General features: G+C 37.1%; 20 protein-coding genes. 15 read left to right on the top strand and 5 right to left on the bottom strand.

Going from position 1 to position 19600, the window contains the following annotated elements; all coding sequences use genetic code 11:
* The first annotated feature begins 191 nt into the window (after positions 1 to 191).
* From lon to cmk, 3 genes are read left to right on the top strand one after another with little or no spacing between them, the layout of a single operon-like run.
* Positions 192 to 2642 carry an endopeptidase La gene (lon, locus tag AAY42_RS05700; protein WP_055393213.1) on the top strand — a complete coding sequence of 817 codons (2451 nt, stop codon included), beginning with the start codon at positions 192 to 194 and terminating at the stop codon, positions 2640 to 2642.
* Between the two features lie 14 nt (positions 2643 to 2656).
* Positions 2657 to 2875, top strand: coding sequence for a hypothetical protein (locus AAY42_RS05695; protein ID WP_055393210.1), 219 nt, complete (start codon positions 2657 to 2659; stop codon positions 2873 to 2875).
* A gap of 3 nt (positions 2876 to 2878) precedes the next feature.
* Positions 2879 to 3568, top strand: coding sequence for a (d)CMP kinase (cmk, locus tag AAY42_RS05690; protein WP_055393209.1), 690 nt, complete (start codon positions 2879 to 2881; stop codon positions 3566 to 3568).
* Positions 3569 to 3586: 18 nt separating this feature from the next.
* On the opposite strand, the gene AAY42_RS05685 is transcribed toward cmk, so the two are convergent.
* The 4 genes from AAY42_RS05685 to AAY42_RS05670 all read right to left on the bottom strand — a co-directional run bounded on the left by AAY42_RS05685 (position 3587) and on the right by AAY42_RS05670 (position 7002).
* Entirely contained in the window at positions 3587 to 4009 is a 423-nt protein-coding gene (locus tag AAY42_RS05685; protein WP_055393207.1) for an SRPBCC domain-containing protein, read from the bottom strand.
* 155 nt (positions 4010 to 4164) lie between these two features.
* Positions 4165 to 5595: a serine hydrolase domain-containing protein gene (locus tag AAY42_RS05680; protein ID WP_055393205.1), complete on the bottom strand. Its 1431-nt coding sequence runs from the start codon at positions 5593 to 5595 to the stop codon at positions 4165 to 4167.
* A 315-nt stretch (positions 5596 to 5910) separates the two neighbouring features.
* Positions 5911 to 6447 (bottom strand): hypothetical protein, encoded by a 537-nt coding sequence (locus tag AAY42_RS05675; RefSeq protein WP_055393203.1) that lies wholly within the window; start codon positions 6445 to 6447, stop codon positions 5911 to 5913.
* 174 nt (positions 6448 to 6621) lie between these two features.
* Positions 6622 to 7002, bottom strand: coding sequence for a LysM peptidoglycan-binding domain-containing protein (locus AAY42_RS05670; RefSeq protein ID WP_055393201.1), 381 nt, complete (start codon positions 7000 to 7002; stop codon positions 6622 to 6624).
* 258 nt (positions 7003 to 7260) lie between these two features.
* Here AAY42_RS05670 and rpsA point away from each other — a divergent pair, with 258 nt between their 5' ends.
* The 9 genes from rpsA (at position 7261) to AAY42_RS05625 (ending at position 16220) form a co-directional block, all read left to right on the top strand.
* Complete coding sequence (rpsA, locus tag AAY42_RS05665) at positions 7261 to 9129, top strand: 30S ribosomal protein S1 (protein WP_055393199.1); 1869 nt, start codon at positions 7261 to 7263, stop codon at positions 9127 to 9129.
* 120 nt (positions 9130 to 9249) lie between these two features.
* A complete protein-coding gene (pyrR, locus tag AAY42_RS05660) occupies positions 9250 to 9789 on the top strand; it encodes a bifunctional pyr operon transcriptional regulator/uracil phosphoribosyltransferase PyrR (protein ID WP_055393197.1) in 540 nt (179 codons plus the stop codon).
* A gap of 6 nt (positions 9790 to 9795) precedes the next feature.
* A complete protein-coding gene (locus AAY42_RS05655; RefSeq protein ID WP_055393195.1) occupies positions 9796 to 10722 on the top strand; it encodes an aspartate carbamoyltransferase catalytic subunit in 927 nt (308 codons plus the stop codon).
* 1 nt (position 10723) lies between these two features.
* On the top strand, positions 10724 to 11056 hold the full coding sequence (locus tag AAY42_RS05650) for a hypothetical protein (protein ID WP_055393193.1): 333 nt from the start codon (positions 10724 to 10726) through the stop codon (positions 11054 to 11056).
* Entirely contained in the window at positions 11053 to 11958 is a 906-nt protein-coding gene (locus AAY42_RS05645) for a ribonuclease Z (protein WP_055393191.1), read from the top strand. Before AAY42_RS05650 ends, AAY42_RS05645 begins: the two co-directional genes overlap by 4 nt.
* A gap of 84 nt (positions 11959 to 12042) precedes the next feature.
* Complete coding sequence (gene pdxH, locus AAY42_RS05640; protein ID WP_055393189.1) at positions 12043 to 12690, top strand: pyridoxamine 5'-phosphate oxidase; 648 nt, start codon at positions 12043 to 12045, stop codon at positions 12688 to 12690.
* A 67-nt stretch (positions 12691 to 12757) separates the two neighbouring features.
* A complete protein-coding gene (locus AAY42_RS05635) occupies positions 12758 to 13246 on the top strand; it encodes a SixA phosphatase family protein (protein ID WP_055397739.1) in 489 nt (162 codons plus the stop codon).
* On the top strand, positions 13247 to 15328 hold the full coding sequence (gene ppk1, locus AAY42_RS05630) for a polyphosphate kinase 1 (RefSeq protein ID WP_055393187.1): 2082 nt from the start codon (positions 13247 to 13249) through the stop codon (positions 15326 to 15328).
* Positions 15329 to 15338: 10 nt separating this feature from the next.
* The gene (locus AAY42_RS05625) at positions 15339 to 16220 is read left to right on the top strand and encodes a Ppx/GppA phosphatase family protein (protein WP_055393185.1); all 882 of its coding nucleotides are present in this window, start codon (positions 15339 to 15341) and stop codon (positions 16218 to 16220) included.
* Between the two features lie 5 nt (positions 16221 to 16225).
* On the opposite strand, the gene AAY42_RS05620 is transcribed toward AAY42_RS05625, so the two are convergent.
* Complete coding sequence (locus AAY42_RS05620; protein ID WP_055393183.1) at positions 16226 to 16807, bottom strand: MiaE family protein; 582 nt, start codon at positions 16805 to 16807, stop codon at positions 16226 to 16228.
* Between the two features lie 135 nt (positions 16808 to 16942).
* Between AAY42_RS05620 and AAY42_RS05615 the strand changes: the two genes are divergently transcribed.
* From AAY42_RS05615 to eboC, 3 genes are read left to right on the top strand one after another with little or no spacing between them, the layout of a single operon-like run.
* Positions 16943 to 17800 carry an EboA domain-containing protein gene (locus AAY42_RS05615; protein ID WP_055393181.1) on the top strand — a complete coding sequence of 286 codons (858 nt, stop codon included), beginning with the start codon at positions 16943 to 16945 and terminating at the stop codon, positions 17798 to 17800.
* 2 nt (positions 17801 to 17802) lie between these two features.
* On the top strand, positions 17803 to 18711 hold the full coding sequence (locus AAY42_RS05610; RefSeq protein ID WP_082433334.1) for a TatD family hydrolase: 909 nt from the start codon (positions 17803 to 17805) through the stop codon (positions 18709 to 18711).
* Entirely contained in the window at positions 18711 to 19595 is an 885-nt protein-coding gene (gene eboC, locus AAY42_RS05605; protein ID WP_055393179.1) for a UbiA-like protein EboC, read from the top strand. Before AAY42_RS05610 ends, eboC begins: the two co-directional genes overlap by 1 nt.
* Positions 19596 to 19600: the final 5 nt, after the last annotated feature.

Raw genomic sequence — 19600 nt, 5'->3', positions numbered from 1 at the left:
GATGAATTTACCAATTGTTACACTTTTTTTCATTTTTTTAAATTTTAATGGCACAGGAATTGCCTTTATAGAAATGAAAAAGAACCATACCACTAGTGTAATGCCTATTTTTAGTGTATTGTACAGGATTTGGCTTCTAGTATAAACCGAGGATTTACGTCATTTGTGACAAAATGACCGAAACATAGCACATGGGAGAAATAAAAATTTCAACTTTTGACAATATTTCACTGCAAGGTCTTGATGAAGATGCGGAGTTAATACCATTATTGACACCTGAAGATGAAGAGGAAATGAACAAGGAGGCTCTTCCGGAAATACTGCCTGTTTTGCCATTACGAAATACCGTCCTTTTTCCAGGCGTGGTTATTCCTATTACAGCGGGGAGGGACAAATCCATAAACTTGATTAAAGATGCCAATAACGGCACAAAGACTATTGGGGTTGTTTCACAAAAAGATGAGCAGACCGAAAACCCAGGAGTAGAGGATATTAACACTTTGGGCACGGTTGCAAGAATTTTGCGGGTGTTGCAAATGCCGGATGGGAATACAACAGTTATCATTCAAGGGAAAAAACGTTTTGAAATAGCCGAGGTGGTAACAGAACAACCCTACCTCACAGCAACGGTAAAAGAGGCAGTTGAGGAACGCCCAGATGAAAAGAGCGAGGAGTTTGAAGCCATTATAGATTCAATTAAGGAGTTGGCCTTTAAGATTATTAAAGACAATCCAAACATTCCAAGTGAGGCCACATTTGCAATCAAGAATATTCAAAGTAATTCGTTCTTGATCAATTTTGTGTCTTCCAACCTTAATTTAAGCGTAGCGGATAAGCAAAACCTTTTGGAAATTCCCAATCTTCAGGAGAGGGCGCTCACCACCCTGAAGTATATGAACATGGAGTTCCAAAAATTGGAGTTGAAGAACGATATTCAATCCAAGGTGCGCAGTGATATGGACCAACAGCAGCGAGAGTATTTCTTGCACCAACAGATGAAAACTATCCAGGAGGAACTTGGTGGCTTGTCCTATGAGGAAGAAGTAGATGAGATGCGGGCCAAATCCAAAAAGAAAAAATGGAATAAAAAGGTCAAGGAGCATTTTGAGAGAGAGCTTGCAAAAATGCAGCGCATGAATCCACAAGTTGCGGAATATTCCATTCAGCGCAATTATTTGGATTTGTTCTTGGATTTACCCTGGGATGAATTTTCAAAAGACAAGTTTGATTTAAAACGAGCGCAGCAAATTTTGGATAGAGATCATTACGGTCTGGAAGATGTAAAGCGAAGAATTATAGAATACCTGGCGGTTTTGAAGCTGCGAAACGATATGAAATCGCCCATTCTTTGCTTGTATGGCCCTCCAGGGGTTGGTAAAACATCATTGGGTAAATCTGTGGCCGAGGCATTAGGTAGGGAATACGTTAGAATTTCTTTGGGCGGTTTGCGGGATGAAGCCGAAATTAGAGGGCATAGAAAAACCTATATTGGCGCAATGCCAGGACGAATTATCCAAAGCTTGAAAAAAGCGGGAAAATCCAATCCTGTTTTTATTTTGGATGAGATTGACAAACTTTCCAATAGTCATCAAGGAGACCCTTCATCGGCAATGTTAGAGGTTTTGGACCCTGAGCAGAATAGTGAGTTTTATGATAATTTCTTGGAGATGGGATATGACCTATCCAAAGTAATGTTCATTGCCACAGCAAATAATTTGGGAACCATTCAACCGGCCTTACGGGATCGGATGGAAATCATCAATGTAACGGGATATACCATTGAGGAAAAAGTTGAAATAGGGAAAAAACATTTGTTGCCAAAGCAATTAAAAGAGCACGGTCTTTCTTCAAAAGATTTAAAAATCGGGAAACCGCAGTTGGAGAAAATTGTGGAAGGGTATACCCGCGAATCTGGTGTACGGAGTTTGGAAAAACAGTTGGCCAAAATGGTGCGTTATGCAGCAAAATCAATTGCAATTGAAGAGGAATACGACATCAAGGTTTCAAATGCGGATGTGGAAAAAATATTAGGTCCCGCGCGTTTAGAACGGGATAAGTATGAAAACAACGATGTTGCGGGTGTGGTCACAGGATTGGCTTGGACCAGTGTAGGTGGTGATATTCTTTTTATTGAATCTATTTTATCCAAAGGAAAAGGTACGTTGAACATTACCGGAAACTTGGGTAAGGTTATGAAGGAATCGGCCACAATTGCGATGGAGTACATTAAATCCAACGCGGATACCTTTGGTATAGCGTCTGATGTTTTTGAAAAATACAATGTACATATCCATGTTCCTGAAGGTGCCACTCCAAAAGATGGCCCTAGTGCGGGAATTACTATGCTTACTTCCTTGGTTTCACTTTTCACACAACGCAAGGTAAAAAAGAGCTTGGCCATGACCGGGGAAATCACCCTTAGGGGCAAAGTATTGCCTGTTGGTGGAATTAAAGAAAAGATTTTGGCGGCAAAACGTGCACGCATCAAAGAAATAATTTTGTGCGAGGAAAACCGTAAAGACATTCTTGAAATTAAAGAAGACTACCTAAAAGGACTTACATTCCATTACGTTTCAGATATGAGCGAAGTAATTGATATTGCTGTTACGGAAACGAAGGTTAAGAAGGCCAAGAAACTTTAGAAAATATTAATAAAATGGAAGAAAATAATTTTATTGCGAAAACACCGTCTGCTTTTATAGCTTATTTATGGGAAGAAAAGAAAATATTGAGCGAAAGTCAGTATAGAAGACTTTTAAATCCTGATACACGAGTTGAAGATGTTTTGTCTTCTGACGAATTGATAAAGTGCAATGAGCAATACCTTTTAAATGAATTAAAAACATTAAGAGGTACTGTCAAGTATAATATGTAGTTAGTGAAGCAAATAACTATTGCCATAGACGGATATTCATCAACAGGTAAAAGCACTTTGGCCAAAAGGTTGGCTTCTGCTTTAAATTATGTTTATGTGGATACCGGAGCTATGTATCGTGCCGTAACACTTTTTGCTTTAAACAACAATTATTTAGGTGCCAAAGAGGATATTCCATCTTTCGTAAAGCAATTGCCAAATATTAAATTGACATTTGTTCCCAATGAGACTTCGGGTCTGTCAGAAATGTATTTGAATGGCCAAAATGTTGAAAAAGAAATCAGAACCATGAAGGTCTCTGAGCAGGTGAGTAAAATAGCAACAATTGCCGAAGTAAGAAGTAAGTTGGTTGAAATGCAACAACAAATGGGGGAGGAGAAAGGCATTGTAATGGATGGAAGGGATATTGGCACCGTTGTCTTTCCCAATGCTGAGCTGAAGATATTCATGACAGCCTCACCAGAAACGCGTGCCGCAAGACGCTATAAAGAACTTTTGGAGCGCGGGGAAGAGGTCACTTTTGAGGAAGTGCTCAACAATGTCCAAAAACGGGATAGGATAGATTCCACCCGTGAAATTTCTCCTTTAAAGAAAGCGAAGGATGCCATTGAGTTTGACAATAGTGATATGGGAGTGGAAGAACAGTTTGAGCGAATCTATAACTTTACGCAGCGAATTATTTCCGCAGCTTAGAAAACCTTCCAGATTTTATTAATTATCTACATACCCTTGGTCCCAAGTTTTTGTAGGGTCATGATTCCTTAAATCACATTGAAAGTCAGCTACCGCCTTAAGGTTCATCAATACCGATATCCATCCGGCATGTATCTCTGAAAAATCACTTGCACGTATGTTTTCATTAATTAAAGTGAAATCTGTTCCTCCGGTTTCAGTTTGCGTTAATTGAAACTTCACCAAACTGTCAAAATAGTCCAAATGGAATTCTTTGTTGGGAATGCTCTTTAAAATTTGACTTTGATAGGTTTGACCATTTGGAAATGTGAAGTGAATTACACCCTCACTTTCAGTTGCTTTTTCGGACCAAAACTTTGTTCTTCCCTCTGGAGTAGTGAGCAAATTAAAAACCTTGTTTGGGTCAGATTGTAAATTCAATTTCCAAATAACGGTTTTCATTTTTGAATAAAGATTTTAAGTTCATGTATCATCTAGCTAAAATACGTATGCATTTCAATTGTTAGAGCACATAAATTTCCTGTTCGAAATGTCCTTTCAAGGAGTTGATTGCATATTTATTTTAGTGTCTGTTATTCAACATTCGAAACCCAGGATTACTTTGTTTTTTGACCGATGTATTCCCAAAATCGAATTCCCGAAACAACTCCATTCTCAAATTGGAAAGTATAATAAGTTCCACTATTTCTATTAAAATACGTATTATCAGTTTCAGGAAGCAGCATTATGGGCTCATCCGTAAACTCTCCATCTATTTCTAAACCATTTTCCTTTATGGAGACACTTGCTTCTCCCAGTTCTGGAAATGTGTAAGTGCCCACCATTGGTGTACGTTCTTCAATCGATTTACCAACTACTTTTCGGGTCATAGGTTCAACCCCTGGCAACTTGTATTCTTTGGCAATACTTAATAAGATTTCCTGCATGATGTTGCCATTGTCCGAATTGACCATAATTACTACAGCAATCGGATGTTCTTTCCATGCAACCAAGTTTGCTCTAAATCCTTCATCCGCTCCTCCATGCCCAAAAGTATGTTCGTTCACAACAGGACCAAGACCATGATTGTTCATTGCTGGTGTCAGCATTTCATTTACTGTCCCTACTTTTAATAGCCCATCTTCCTTTGTTTGATGGATTTTCTGGATTTCTTTAGCCCAGAGTATGAGTTGTGATGGGGTTGTCCAGAGGCCAGCTGCGGCCATTTCAGGGTATATTGGCCATTTACCTTCTACTTCATCACCATTATCTCGGTAACCGGTTGCAGCAATGGAATGGTACCGCTTAGATAGTGGGTTTTCAAAAGTACTGGATGTCATTCCAAGAGGATTTAATACATTGTCTTGCATTAAGTCAGGGAATGATTTTCTTTCAAGATCAGTTATCATTAATTGCATGATAGTGTATCCTCCTCCAGAGTACATCCAACTCTCACCAGGTTCCTTATATACACGTACTGAATCTGTATTACCCTTACCATCCAAAACTTCAGCTACACTAGGTATTGTATCACCTTTATCGTAGCCAGGGAACCCCCAAACTGTTAATCCAGCAGTATGATTCAGTATTCTTCGAGTGGTTACCTTTTCTTTTTTGGTAAATTCATTGTCAGGTAGCTTCCAGCTAGTTAGATAATTGTTCACATTTGAATCCAAACTTAACTTACCCTCCTCCGCAAGTTGGTGTGCACGAATTGCGGCAACTGGTTTGCTAATTGATCCTGCTAAGAACATTGTTTCACTCGTCACTGGACGATTTTCTGAAATGTCAGCAACACCATAACCTTTTGCCCATTCAATTTGCCCTTCCTTTAGGACAGCGATGCTTACTCCGGGAATACCTAGCTCACTTAATCTTTCTTTGATGTTGTAGGTCGCTATACTATCCCCTTGGATTTGGAGATTGGGTTGCAGTCCATTTTCTATTCTAGCTATTTTTTCATCAAGAAGGCTATCATTTTTTTGGGATTTAGGCGAACAACCAATTAGCATTAAAAGAAGAAGAAGAATTGGAATAAGGTTTTTCATATTGAAGTGGTATTTGTATGTAATTAACTAGGATATAAATCCGTTTTAATGATTTATACTCAACAATAAGTGAAGTTCGTGATTTTTATTGAAAAGTCATGCAGAACAAAAAAAGAGGCCTTTTTTACTATGTAAATAAATGTACAAACATTTGATATTCGGAATAATCAAAACTTGATTAAGGAGAGAAATGTCTACAAGACTGTTCTTACTAGTCCCGAGCCAATATATAAAGTTAAGGATTTACGTTAGGAAATCTACTGTAAGCAGTTGATTATAGATATTACTGTCAAATTATATTTTCCTTTGTATATTTTAGCTTTTAGTATCTACCATACTCCAGTATATTTTATAAAAATCTCTTTTTTCAGGTTTACTTTTATGAATTAAGTCTTTGAAATAATTCACTAATTTTTCTTTATAAATTATATCGTTCAATAAATCATTTCCATTATTGTCATATGCCATAAATGATGCATAAATTGTTTTTTCGCTTTCGTCACCTAATGTTGCTATTGTAAAAAGAGTTGAATCTTTTTCGAAAAGCTTAATGTTTTCCCACAAAAGGATAGGATGTCTTTCCCCATTGGCATATATTTCTCTATCCCATTTTCCAAATTTGTCATACATAGTTTTATGTGTGTAGAATGCGGTATTGTAAACACAATAAAACTTAACTTCATTATAAGAGAGTGTATCTTTTCCTAAAGTATATTTAAATTGATCTATACTCGTGCCTTTAATACTTTTTGAAATATGACGAGGACATTTTTTATCAGTAATATTTTTTGAACTTTTACAAGAATTCAGTAGAAGAAAAATAGTAAATATGAATGATAGTTTTTGTTTCATAGTATTTGCTTCAATAAATTAATCAACAAATAAATGAAGTTCGGTCTTTTTATCGTAAAAACTCATGTAAAATTTGTGGACGGGGGCGTTTAGGGAAGCGAATACATGTAGTATATACGCTTTTACAACAAAAAAGACGCTTGAAAGGCGCCTTTTTTGCAAAGAATTTATTTCTTAAATATTCGGGATGACCAAAACTTGATCAGGATGAATCACATCCGGATTCTTTAGGATATTCGTGTTAGCATCAAAAATCTTGTTGTACTTCATGGCATCACCATAGTAATGCTTTGCAATTTTGCTTAAAGACTCACCACTTTTTACCGTATGTCTGTGATAGACAGAATCGTCGGCAACAGAAATGTTTGCCTTAACATCAGAAGGGCTTTGACCACCAATCTCCTTGATTTTGTCCCAAATAGCATTTTTTTCATAAGGCGTGTTGGCCACTCCCTTAATTTTTAGAACCCCTCCATCTTCAGATACATCACCGTCCTTTATGCCTAATTCTTGTCCTAAATCTAAAACTGCTTGATATTTTGCTTTTGCACTCATAATTTTCTCAATTGTTTTAATGGTTAATATTAAGAAACAATATATGTATAAAAGTCACATTTTAGCAGAAATTCATGCTAATTATTATCACAATTAAATAAGTGGACCCTATGGGTTTGTAAAACAAGTAATTAATTGTATTTTTGCACTCCTTTTTAACGAATAACAAGAGAAAAAGGGAAATAAACATAATTTAACAACTTCTGCAATAATCGTTTAGCTCTTGTAAAATTGTAGAATACAAATTTAAATCAGCACATGGCTGAAGAAAAAAAAGAAGTCGAGGTATTGGAAAATACCGAAGCCCAACTAGAAGCTACCGAAACATCTCAAGAGGTTAGCGAACCCAAGGAAGAAACTCCAAAACAAGACCCCCAAGAATATTTAGAAAATTTTGACTGGGAAAAGTACGAAGAAGGAATTGAGCGCGTAGACGATACAAAGCTTAAGGAATTTGAAGAACTTGTAGAGGAAAATTTTGTTGATACCGCTGATGAAGAAGTGGTTCAAGGAAAAGTAGTTCACATGACAGACCGTGAGGCTATCATTGATATCAATGCAAAGTCTGAAGGTGTTATTTCATTGAACGAGTTCCGTTACAATCCAGACCTTAAGGTTGGCGATAAAGTTGAGGTACTTATAGATATCCGTGAAGACAAAACTGGGCAACTGGTACTGTCTCACAGAAAGGCAAGAACAATCATGGCTTGGGACAGAGTTAATGCTGCCCATGACAAAGAAGAGATTGTTCAAGGTTTTGTAAAATGCAGAACCAAAGGAGGTATGATCGTAGATGTATTTGGAATTGAGGCTTTCTTACCAGGATCTCAAATTGATGTTAAACCTATCCGTGATTACGATCAGTATGTTGGTAAGACCATGGAATTCAAGGTGGTTAAGATCAATCATGAGTTCAAGAACGTAGTTGTTTCACACAAAGCGTTGATTGAAGCGGATATTGAAGAACAGAAGAAGGAAATCATTGGTCAGCTTGAAAAAGGACAAGTATTGGAAGGTATCGTTAAGAACGTTACTTCATATGGTGTCTTTATTGACCTTGGTGGTGTTGATGGATTGATTCACATTACAGATCTTTCTTGGAGTAGAATAAACCATCCAAATGAAGTTGTTGAACTAGACCAGAAATTAAATGTGGTAATCCTTGATTTTGATGATAACAAATCAAGAATCCAATTAGGTCTTAAACAATTGGAGAAACATCCATGGGATGCATTGGGTGATGAAATAAAAATTGGCGATAAAGTTAAAGGTAAGGTTGTGGTTATTGCTGACTACGGTGCCTTTATTGAAGTTGCCGAAGGTGTAGAAGGATTGATCCACGTTTCTGAAATGTCATGGTCAACTCACTTACGTTCCGCTCAGGATTTCGTAAGCGTTGGAGATGAGGTTGAAGCAGTTGTATTGACCTTGGATAGAGAAGATCGTAAGATGTCGTTAGGTATCAAACAATCAACTCCAGACCCATGGACGGATATTACTTCTAAATACCCTGTAGGTTCTAGACACAAAGGAATTGTTAGAAACTTTACCAATTTTGGTGTGTTTGTAGAAATGGAAGAAGGAATTGATGGATTGATCTATATTTCTGATCTTTCTTGGACCAAGAAAATTAAGCACCCATCAGAATTTGTAGCCGTTGGTGATACTTTGGAAGTTGAAGTGTTGGAATTGGATGTTGAAGGACGCAAATTAAGCCTTGGTCATAAGCAAACTACCGAGAATCCTTGGGACAAATATTCTGCTGAGTTTGCAGAAGGAACTGTTCACAAAGCAGCGATTGCAGAGATTGTTGATAAGGGAGCTACCGTTAACTTCAATGAGGATATTGTAGGATTTGTTCCTTCAAGACACATGGAGAAAGAAGATGGCAAGAAAGTTGGCAAAGGTGAAGAAGTAGAATTTAAGATCATTGAGTTCAATAAAGATTTTAAACGTGTGGTAGCAAGTCATACGGCAATCTTTAGAGAACAAGAAGAACGCAACGTAAGCACAGCTAAAAGAAAGGCTGCTGCTTCTGCAGAGGAGTCCAAAACCACTCTTGGTGATGCAAACTCGCAATTGCAAGCGTTGAAAGATAAAATGGAAGCAGATTCTAAAAAGAAGTAAGCTATAATTTTATCAGTATAAGTTTTGAGCCTCGATTGTAAAATCGGGGCTTTTTTTATGTTGTTTTCCTTTTTGCAGAATTGTTTACTTTTGCATACAAATGAGTCGGTCGCATAGCAAATGAGTGAAAAAGTACTTCTTACTTCAAAAGAAATCAACATAATACTGCACCGGTTGGCTTGTCAACTTTTAGAAAACCACCTAGACTTCACGAATACCGCACTTATAGGACTCCAGCCTAGAGGTATTTTTCTAGCAGAACGATTGACAAAAATCCTGAAAGAAGAGTATAAAGTAAAGAACATAGACCTTGGCTCCTTGGATATAACCTTCTATAGGGACGATTTTAGGCGAGGTGAAAAAACCTTGGAAGCCAATACGACCAAAATAGATTTTTTGGTAGAGGACAGAAATGTGGTTTTTATTGATGATGTGCTGTACACTGGAAGAAGCATACGAGCTGCTTTAACGGCAATTCAATCCTTTGGAAGACCATCTGATATTGAATTGTTAACCTTAATCGATAGAAGGTTTAGTAGACATTTACCAATCCAACCGAATTATAGGGGGAGGCAGGTAGATGCTATAAATGAAGAAAAAGTAAAGGTGATGTGGGAGGAAAATGACGGAAAAGATATTGTGTATTTAGTAAGCAAATAAATTAAAATGAGTGAATTAAGTGTAAATCACTTACTAGGAATTAAGTATCTGAACAAAAAGGATATCGACCTCATTTTTGAAACAGCAGACCATTTTAAAGAAGTCATTAATCGTTCTATTAAAAAAGTACCTACACTTAGGGATATAACAATAGCGAATATTTTCTTTGAAAACAGTACGCGCACAAAACTCTCTTTTGAATTGGCTGAGAAACGACTGTCAGCAGATGTCATTAATTTCTCTGCTTCGCAGTCATCCGTTAAAAAGGGGGAGACACTCATAGATACCGTAAACAACATTCTTTCTATGAAAGTGGATATGGTGGTGATGCGCCATCCAAACCCAGGAGCAGGAATATTTCTCTCAAAACATGTGGATGCGTCCATAATAAATGCTGGAGACGGAGCCCATGAACATCCAACCCAGGCATTGTTGGACACCTATTCCATAAGAGAAAAGCTTGGAGATGTTGGAGGTAAAAACATTGTGATAGTTGGTGATATTTTACATTCCCGAGTAGCACTCTCCAATATCTTTGCTTTAAAATTACAAGGAGCTAATGTGAAAGTATGTGGACCAAGAACATTACTTCCCAAGCATATTGAGTCGCTAGGAGTGAAGGTTGAAACTGACTTAAGAAAGGCTTTGGAATGGTGTGATGTAGCAAATATGCTACGTGTGCAAAACGAGCGAATGGATATTAGTTATTTCCCTTCAACACGAGAGTATACCCAACAATTTGGGGTAACCAAAAAGCTATTGAACAGCTTGAACAAGCAAATTGTAATCATGCATCCTGGACCAATAAATAGAGGGGTAGAAATTACAAGTGATGTTGCAGATTCCAATCAATCCATTATATTGGAGCAGGTTGAGAACGGGGTGGCCATTCGCATGGCAGTAATCTATTTATTAGCGGCAAAAATAAAATAAGATGGTTTTTAATAAAGAAGGTACAACAACAATGGTTTTTCAAGAAAAAATCTCAATTGCCACATTCTTGGAGAATTTGGAGAAGGCCTATCCTAAATTAAAGCATGACAACATTGTTGTAAACTTATTTTCTTTTAGCAAATTAACTTCGGGGGATATTTTGGAGTTCTTGGAAATCTCCAATACCCATAAAAATGCCAACAAATCCTTTGTTTTGGTTACCAATAAGGTTTCTTTCAATGAAATAACGGACAAAATTAGCGTTGTGCCAACTCTACAGGAAGCCAGAGACCTTATTGAAATGGAAGAAATAGAACGGGACTTGGGAATATGAAATTAACTATTCTTGGATGCTATTCCGCTACCCCTAGAACATTCACAAACCCAACCTCACAAGTTCTTCAAGTGAGGAATCATTTGTTTTTAATTGATTGTGGTGAAGGAACTCAGGTACAACTCAGAAAATGTAAAATAAAGTTTTCCAGAATCAAACATATTTTCATATCCCACCTGCACGGGGACCATTTTTTTGGATTGCCTGGTTTGATTTCAACATTTAGACTGCTAGGAAGGGAAACGGAAATGCATATTTACGGCCCAAAAGGAATAAAGGAAGCCGTTACGTTGCTTTTAAAATTGGGAGATTCCTGGACCAATTATCCTTTAATTTTCCATGAACTGAATTCCAAAGAATCAGAGCTTATTTTTGAAGACGAACAAGTTAGTGTGCGCACAATCCCTTTAGATCACAGAGTCTATACCAATGGTTTTTTGTTTGAGGAAAAGCCGCTTCCTAGAACATTGGATGTTGATGCCACCGAGAAACTTAAAATAGACAGAAGTCAATATCATAAAATCAAGAATGGGGCGGACGGTATTTCTGAAAATGGAAAAGTAATTTCTAATATAGCATTGACTCTAGACCCGCCAGAACCAAAAAGCTATGCTTTTTGTAGTGATACGGCCTATAAGGAAGCTATCTTACCCTTAATTAAGAACGTAAACACATTATATCATGAGTCCACTTTTTTGGAAAAAGATTCCGGTCTTTGCCAAAAAACAAAGCATGCCACGGCCAAACAAGCTGCTCAAATTGCTTTAAAGGCCAGTGCAGGGAACCTCATTCTGGGACACTATTCTACAAGATATAAGTCCATTGACCTGTTTAAAGAGGAAGCGTTGCAAGTATTTCCTCATGTAGAATTGGCGGATGACGGTAAATCCTTTGATATTTAGCTTTTAAGTTAGTAAAACAAAGAGCGTCAACCTTTTTTAATCTCCTTTCTTTTGCTGAAATTTGTGTATTCCTATTTGTGGATTATGCAAAAAGATTTAAGTAGCTATCGAAAATCATACGAAAAGAGTGAACTAATGGAAAACTCCATTAAGGAAAACCCTTTTGAGCAATTTCAAAAGTGGTTTTATGAGGTGGAAGCTACTGATGGATTGGAGGAGCCCAATGCAATGACGGTCTCAACCATTGGTTTGGACGGATACCCAAAAAATAGGGTTGTTTTAATGAAGCGTTACACTCATGAAGGATTCATTTTTTATACCAATTACCAGAGCGAAAAAGGCAAAGCCATCAAAGAGAACCCATCGGTTTGCCTATCATTTTTTTGGCCAAATCTGGAACGTCAAGTTATCATAAAAGGCCAAGCGGAGAAATTGGCAGAAAATCTATCAGATGGCTATTTTGAATCCAGACCTGTTGGAAGTCAGCTAGGTGCCATAGTTTCCAACCAAAGTGAAGTAATAGAATCAAGAGAGCTACTGGAAGCCAAATTGATTGCGTTGGAAAAGAAACATCAGGGGAAAGAGATTGAAAGACCAGAACAATGGGGAGGATATTTAGTGAGACCCATTGCAATGGAGTTTTGGCAAGGGCGCCCAAATCGTCTTCATGATAGGATTAGATATACTTTGCAGGAAGACCTAAATTGGAAGATAGAACGCTTACAACCCTAAATTTTTGTACTGAAATTCACTATCAAATCCATTTTTAAGTACTTGATGGATGATAAAAAAGATAAAAATGAAAACAATTGTCTTGGTAAGACATGGAAAATCCTCATGGGATTACGAGGTATCGGATAAAGATAGACCCCTCAAAGAACGGGGAATCAACGATGCTCATTTAGTAGCTGAGAGATTTAAAAATGAAAACTGTGTTATAGATTTCGCATATTCCAGTCCTGCAAACCGCGCTCTACATACCAGCATGATTTTTATGCGTAACCTAGGTTTTAGTTTGAATGATTTTCAAGTTAATGAGGCTCTTTATGATTTTTCAGGACAAAGTGTACAAAGTTTTGTTGAAAGTTTAGATAACAAATTGAATACTGTAATGATTTTCGGTCATAATTATGCGTACACTTCCCTTGCAAATTCTTGGGGAGATCAGTATATTGAAAATGTTCCCACTTCCGGACTTGTACAGATTAAATTTGATGTCGCAGAATGGTCTGGAATTTCAAAAGGGGCTACGGAGCAAGTTATTTTCCCAAAACACTTAAAGCAGTAAATGGTCAAAGTAAAGAACGAATATATAAATAGAGAAATCAGTTGGTTACACTTTAATGCGAGGGTGCTTCAGGAGAGCGCGGACAAAAAAGTACCGTTGATAGATCGTCTCAGGTTTTTGGGAATTTTCAGTAACAACCTAGATGAATTTTTTAAGGTTAGATATGCCACTGTAAAACGTATAGTGGATGCTGGTAAAAAAGGTAAAAGTGTTTTAGGGGGTGAAAGGGCCCAAGACCTGTTGGAAGAAATCACAAAGATTGTAATTGCACAACAAGCCAGAAGTCTTGAGATCCTAAATAGCATTGAAGAAGAACTTAAAACGGAGAACATTTTTATTATAGATGAAAGTGAGGTTGATGAAAGTCAAGCCGAGTTTATAAGGGAGTACTTCTTCAAAAAAGTCAACCAAGAGTTGATGACCATTATCTTAAACGACCTAACAGAATTTCCATTGTTAAAGGACACAGCTGCTTACTTGGCAGTAAAAATGGTAATGAAGAACGACGAAGCACTTGGAACCTATGGAAACAATAGATATGCCCTAATTGAAATACCCAAAGGCATTGACCGATTTATTGAGCTTCCCAAACAAGGAGAAAAAAATTACATCATCATTTTAGATGACCTTATCCGGTTTTGTTTGGATAGTGTGTTCACCATGTTTGAGTTTGAATCCATTACAGCCCATATGATAAAAATTACCCGTGATGCTGAATTGGACATTGACAATGACCTTACCAAAAGCTTTATAGAGAAAATCTCTTCAAGCGTAGAACATAGAAAAATTAGTGATCCAGTTCGCTTTGTCTATGACAAACACATAGATAAGGATACCTTGCAGTTTCTTAAGGAAAAAATGAACATTATTGATACCGATAGTGTCATTCCGGGAGGCAGGTACCATAATAGAAGGGATTATATGGGCTTTCCAAGTTTGGGAAGACAGGATTTGATGTATCAAAAAATTGAACCACTTCCTGTTAAGGGCCTGAGTATGAAGGGAAGTCTTTTGGATAAGATTGCCCTAAAGGATTATTTGATCTACACACCTTACCATACCTTCACATATGTTACCAAGTTTTTAAGGGAAGCCGCCTTAGATCCAAAAGTGCGTGCCATAAAAATTACAGTGTATCGGCTTGCCAACGATAGCCAAATAGCTTCAGCATTAATAAACGCTGTGAAAAATGGTAAACAAGTAACCGTACAGATAGAATTACAGGCCCGTTTTGATGAACAAGCGAATATTGAGTATGCTAATCAATTACAAGCAGAAGGTATCAACTTGATTTTTGGAGTCCCTGGGCTCAAGGTGCACAGTAAGATTTGTTTGGTGGAACGCGAAGAGGCTGAAGGAATTAAAAGATATGGTTTTATCAGCACAGGAAACTTCAATGAATCTACTGCTAAAATTTATACAGATTATACCTTGTTCACAGCCCACGAGGGCATTTTAAAAGAGATGAATAAAGTTTTCGAATTTTTCGAAACCAACTATAAAATAAACAAATACAAACACCTAATAGTATCTCCACATTATACCAAATCAACATTTATAAAACTTATTGATAACGAGATAGCAAATGCCATTGTTGGAAAGGAAGCCTACATCAAGATTAAAATGAACAGCCTTACATCGTATAAGATGGTAGATAAATTATATGAGGCGAGCAAGGCTGGCGTAAAGGTTCAGTTGATTATTAGAGGGGTTTGCTGTTTAATTCCAGGGGTTGAGGGAATGAGCGAAAATATTGAGGCAATTAGTATAGTGGATAAGTTTTTAGAGCACCCTAGGTTATTCATTTTTGGAAATCAGGGAGACCCAAAAATTTATATATCATCCGCGGATTGGATGACCAGAAATCTTGATTTTAGGGTAGAAGTTGGGTGTCCAATTTATGATGAGGATATAAAGCAAGAGTTGTTGGATACATTTAATATTTCTTGGAGGGACAATTTAAAGGCTCGAATTTTTTCAGAAAAACAGGACAACGCATATCGAAGCATAAAAGCTGATGAATCGGAGTTAAGGTCTCAATTTGAACTGTATGATTACTATCAAAAGAAACTAGAATCCTAATATTTCTAAATTGATAATACGAAAATTTGCTGCAATTGACATTGGATCTAATGCAATTAGATTGCTTATAAACAACGTAATAGAGCAAAAAGATAAACCAACAACTTTTAAAAAAAGTGAATTGATAAGAGTTCCCATACGTTTAGGGGAAGATTCTTTCATTTCTGGGGAAATCACCGAAAGGAATCTAGAACGGCTGACGAAGGCAATGAAATCTTTTGATTTATTGATGCAAGTATATGGTGTGGAGAAATATATGGCCTGCGCAACTTCTGCATTACGTGAAGCTAACAATGGGCAAGAGTTGGTAGAGCAGGTATTCAAGGATTCCGGTATTAAAATCGATATAATTGATGGGAAGAGAGAAGCATCTATTATAGCCTCAACAGATTTGAAGGACCTCATAAAAAAGGACAAATCTTATTTGTATGTGGATGTTGGCGGAGGAAGTACGGAATTCACTGTTTTTAAAGAGGGAAAGCTTTTGGCCTCAAAATCCTTTAAAATAGGTACGGTAAGAATTTTGAACGATTTGGTCAAGGATTCTGTTTGGGCTGAAATAAAAAAATGGATTGAATCGCATTTTAATAAAGAAGACAAGGTTGAGATAATAGGTTCAGGCGGAAACATAAACAAACTCCATAAAATGTCAGGTAGAAAAGTTGGACAACCTCTATCTTTTATTTGGCTTAATGCCCAATATCATTTTTTGAACAGCATGGAATACGATGATCGAATTTCTGAACTGGGATTGAATCAAGATAGGGCAGATGTAATAATACCGGCTGCAAAAATATTTTTATCAGCAGCAAAATGGAGTGGGGCCAAGAAGATACATGTCCCCAAGATTGGTTTGGCCGATGGTATGATAAAAACACTTTACTACCAATAGGGCTGCTAACCGTGTATAGTCTCCTTTTTACCTAATTTTTGCATTATTGTGGCCTCAAAATCCAATAATTGTTGCCATTTTTCATCAACTACATCTCTCTCACCATATTTTCTGGCAAATTTGAGGAACATGGTATAATGGTTTGCTTCGCTTACCATAAGATTACGATAAAACTCAGCTAACCCAAGGTCATTCATTTCTTCTGAGAGTAACCTAAACCGTTCACAACTTCTTGCTTCGATCATTGCCGCATACAGAAGTTTATGAACTAGATGGGTTTCCCTGCTACCGCCTTTTGGAAAGAATTTCATTAATTCAAGAACGTATTCATCCTTACGTTCACGCCCCAACACCCAACCTCTTTTGACAATCTTATCATGAACCATATTAAAATGACCCATTTCCTCTCGAGCCAAAGCGGTCATTTCTTTTACCAGTTCAGATTTTTCTGGAAATCCTATAATCAAAGAAATGGCCATGCTGGCCGCTTTCTGTTCGCAATACGCATGATCCGTAAGAATTTCTTCAATGTTTTTTTCAACAATGTTTACCCATCTTGGATCTGTAGGAAGTTTTAAGCCGAGCATTTGTTTTTTTATGAATTTTTCAGGTCATAAAGATATAAGTATTCCTAGATATGTATACTATTTAGAAAAGATGATAGTTATCTTTGTATATAAATTTAGGACGTCCCCTGTGTCCTCAATAATTCAACAGTATTGATGCTGTATAATTTTTCAAGTGACGATTTATTTCGCATTTTAGAGCAGAACATGGATGCAACCTCTATGGGTTGGTACATGGGTAAGCTTAGTTCAGTCTTGGCTGATAAATCGGTCAGAACTTTTTATTTAGCATATAGTTTATGCGGTTCAAAATTGGCTACTACACCATTAGGTTTTCCAAATGATGTCAATACAAGCCTTTCTGATTATTTACGCTTAAAGAATGCCAATGTTTTAGAACTCGGAAGAATTCATCTTTTAGTTAAGGTGCTTGAAAGCGATAAAGAGTTTTTTAAGGATAAGGTTTCCAATCTAATACAAATAGCGGATACAGGTGAATTAGAGACGTTTCTTAAGTTTTTGGTTTTATTGCCCAACGCTAAGGATTATCAATTCAGTGCTGTTGAAGCGTTACGGACCAACATAACGGTAATTTTTGATGCTATTTCTCTAAATAATCCCTATCCTTCTTTGTTTTTTAATGAACAGCAATGGAACCAAATGTATTTAAAAGCGGCTTTTATGCAGCGTGACTTGGGTTCCATTTTGGATACTGACAAAAGAGCTAATCAACAACTTGTGCGCATTATTTCAGATTATGCCCATGAACGTTGGGCTGCTTCAAGGGAAATAGACCCAGAAATTTGGCGTCCGGTTTCGAAATTTTTGAACGATGATTTGCTTAATGATATGGATAGACTGTTTACGAGTAAAAACATCCAAGAGAATAAAGCTGCCGCGTTGTGTTGCTATCAATCTAATATGAATGAAGCCATTGAACTTTTAAAAAAATATCCAGATTTAAAAAACCAAGTGGAAAATGGATCAATAACTTGGGATAATTTTAAAGATTAACTATGGAAGAAAAATTACAATTTATAGACCCCCATGTGCATATGTCATCTCGCACAACAGATGATTATGAAGCTATGGCCCAAGCGGGGGTAGTTGCAGTCATTGAGCCATCATTTTGGATGGGACAGCCTAGAACGCAAGTAGGATCATTTCAAGACTATTTTAGCAGTCTAGTAGGTTGGGAACCTTTTAGGGCGAGTCAATTTGGAATAAAGCACTACTGTACCATTGGTTTAAACTCAAAAGAAGCCAATAATGAAGCTTTGGCTGAACAAGTAATGGATTTGTTACCCTTGTACCTGCACAAAGAGAATGTAGTTGCAGTGGGAGAGATTGGTTACGATGATCAAACTCCGGCGGAAGACAAGTACTTTAGACAGCAATTGGAATTGGCGAAAGAATTTGAAATGCTAGTGCAAGTACATACACCACATAGGGATAAAAAGGCTGGAACCATAAAAAGCATGGAAGTTTGCCTTGAGCACGGTCTAGATCCAAGTATGGTAGTAATAGACCACAATAACGAGGAGACTGTCCAAGAAGTTTTGGATAGAGGGTTTATAGCTGCATTTACCATTTATCCAAAAACAAAAATGGGAAATGAACGCATGGTTGAGGTCGTAAAACGCTTTGGAAGTACTAACATTATTGTGGATAGTTCTGCTGATTGGGGCGTAAGTGATCCGCTTGCGGTGCCTAAAACAGCTTCTTTAATGATTAGAAGTGGAGTGGCAAAAGAAGATGTTGTAAAAACATGCTATCAGAATGCATTGGATGTTTTTGGTAAGTCGGGAAAGATGAAAGCGGAGCATTGGAATGGCTCGAAAGGAGTAGACCAAAGACAACTTTTTAATGACAATAGCGTATTAAGAGGACAAGAACCAAAGGTTGATAACGATAAAATCGTTTGATGAATGCTACAGTAAAAGGCTATTTACAATTATGTAGACTACCAAATTTACCAACAGCTGCTGCTGATATTATTGCAGGAATAGCATTGGCGGGGATATTTGTCTCTAATTATAGTATAAATATCCATGAACCTGTTCTCCTTATTTTTTCTTCAGTGTTTTTATATGCAGGAGGGGTGGTGCTGAATGATGTTTTTGATGCTAAACTTGATGCAGTGGAGCGACCTGAACGTCCAATTCCTAGTGGCGTGATACCCTTAAAAAAAGCAGCTGTATTCGGAGCTGTCCTTTTGTTTTTTGGTATTATGGCTGCCTTATCAGTAAACTCTCTTAGCGGTCTTATATCATTTGTTTTGGCCGGATCTATACTTGCATACGATGCTTTTTCAAAGAAGCACAACATTATAGGGCCATTAAATATGGGTATTTGCAGAGGGTTAAATTTATTGCTGGGAATTTCAATTCTGGGGACTCTAATGCACTTAGAATATTTGATAATTCCTATTATTTTCATTGCCGCAATAACACTTGTCAGCAGGGGGGAGGTTCATGGAAGTAACAAAAAAAACATCGTTTTCGCTGGTTTGTTATATACAATTGTACTTTTTCTCGTTATGTATTTCCATATCATCAATTTAAAATCAATGGGTAAATACCTACCTTTTTTAATAATTTTCGCAATAATGGTACTTTTTCCTTTGGTTAAGGCCTACCTTAATAATACGCCAAAAAATATAAAAGGAGCGGTAATTTCTGGGGTTCTGGGAATAATAGTTTTAGATGCCACTATTGCAGCGGCATATTCAAATTGGCAGACAGGTGTATTGTTGCTATTACTATTACCACTATCAATTTTTCTTTCGAAGATTTTTGCCGTTACTTAGTCGTA

It is taken from the genome of Flagellimonas eckloniae, assembly GCF_001413955.1.
GTDB classification, from domain to species: Bacteria; Bacteroidota; Bacteroidia; order Flavobacteriales; family Flavobacteriaceae; genus Flagellimonas; species Flagellimonas eckloniae.
This window is presented reverse-complemented; position numbering and strand designations above follow the sequence as displayed.

Coding starts and splice junctions, on each gene's coding strand:
- AAY42_RS05635 (WP_055397739.1), top strand. CDS start 12,758: ATGAAAACAATTGTCTTGGTAAGACATGGAAAATCCTCATGGGATTAC.
- pyrR (WP_055393197.1), top strand. CDS start 9,250: ATGAGTGAAAAAGTACTTCTTACTTCAAAAGAAATCAACATAATACTG.
- AAY42_RS05695 (WP_055393210.1), top strand. CDS start 2,657: ATGGAAGAAAATAATTTTATTGCGAAAACACCGTCTGCTTTTATAGCT.
- pdxH (WP_055393189.1), top strand. CDS start 12,043: ATGCAAAAAGATTTAAGTAGCTATCGAAAATCATACGAAAAGAGTGAA.
- AAY42_RS05685 (WP_055393207.1), bottom strand. CDS start 4,009: ATGAAAACCGTTATTTGGAAATTGAATTTACAATCTGACCCAAACAAG.
- AAY42_RS05610 (WP_082433334.1), top strand. CDS start 17,803: ATGGAAGAAAAATTACAATTTATAGACCCCCATGTGCATATGTCATCT.
- AAY42_RS05680 (WP_055393205.1), bottom strand. CDS start 5,595: ATGAAAAACCTTATTCCAATTCTTCTTCTTCTTTTAATGCTAATTGGT.
- ppk1 (WP_055393187.1), top strand. CDS start 13,247: ATGGTCAAAGTAAAGAACGAATATATAAATAGAGAAATCAGTTGGTTA.
- rpsA (WP_055393199.1), top strand. CDS start 7,261: ATGGCTGAAGAAAAAAAAGAAGTCGAGGTATTGGAAAATACCGAAGCC.
- eboC (WP_055393179.1), top strand. CDS start 18,711: ATGAATGCTACAGTAAAAGGCTATTTACAATTATGTAGACTACCAAAT.
- AAY42_RS05675 (WP_055393203.1), bottom strand. CDS start 6,447: ATGAAACAAAAACTATCATTCATATTTACTATTTTTCTTCTACTGAAT.
- AAY42_RS05645 (WP_055393191.1), top strand. CDS start 11,053: ATGAAATTAACTATTCTTGGATGCTATTCCGCTACCCCTAGAACATTC.
- AAY42_RS05670 (WP_055393201.1), bottom strand. CDS start 7,002: ATGAGTGCAAAAGCAAAATATCAAGCAGTTTTAGATTTAGGACAAGAA.
- lon (WP_055393213.1), top strand. CDS start 192: ATGGGAGAAATAAAAATTTCAACTTTTGACAATATTTCACTGCAAGGT.
- AAY42_RS05655 (WP_055393195.1), top strand. CDS start 9,796: ATGAGTGAATTAAGTGTAAATCACTTACTAGGAATTAAGTATCTGAAC.
- AAY42_RS05615 (WP_055393181.1), top strand. CDS start 16,943: ATGCTGTATAATTTTTCAAGTGACGATTTATTTCGCATTTTAGAGCAG.
- AAY42_RS05650 (WP_055393193.1), top strand. CDS start 10,724: ATGGTTTTTAATAAAGAAGGTACAACAACAATGGTTTTTCAAGAAAAA.
- AAY42_RS05620 (WP_055393183.1), bottom strand. CDS start 16,807: ATGCTCGGCTTAAAACTTCCTACAGATCCAAGATGGGTAAACATTGTT.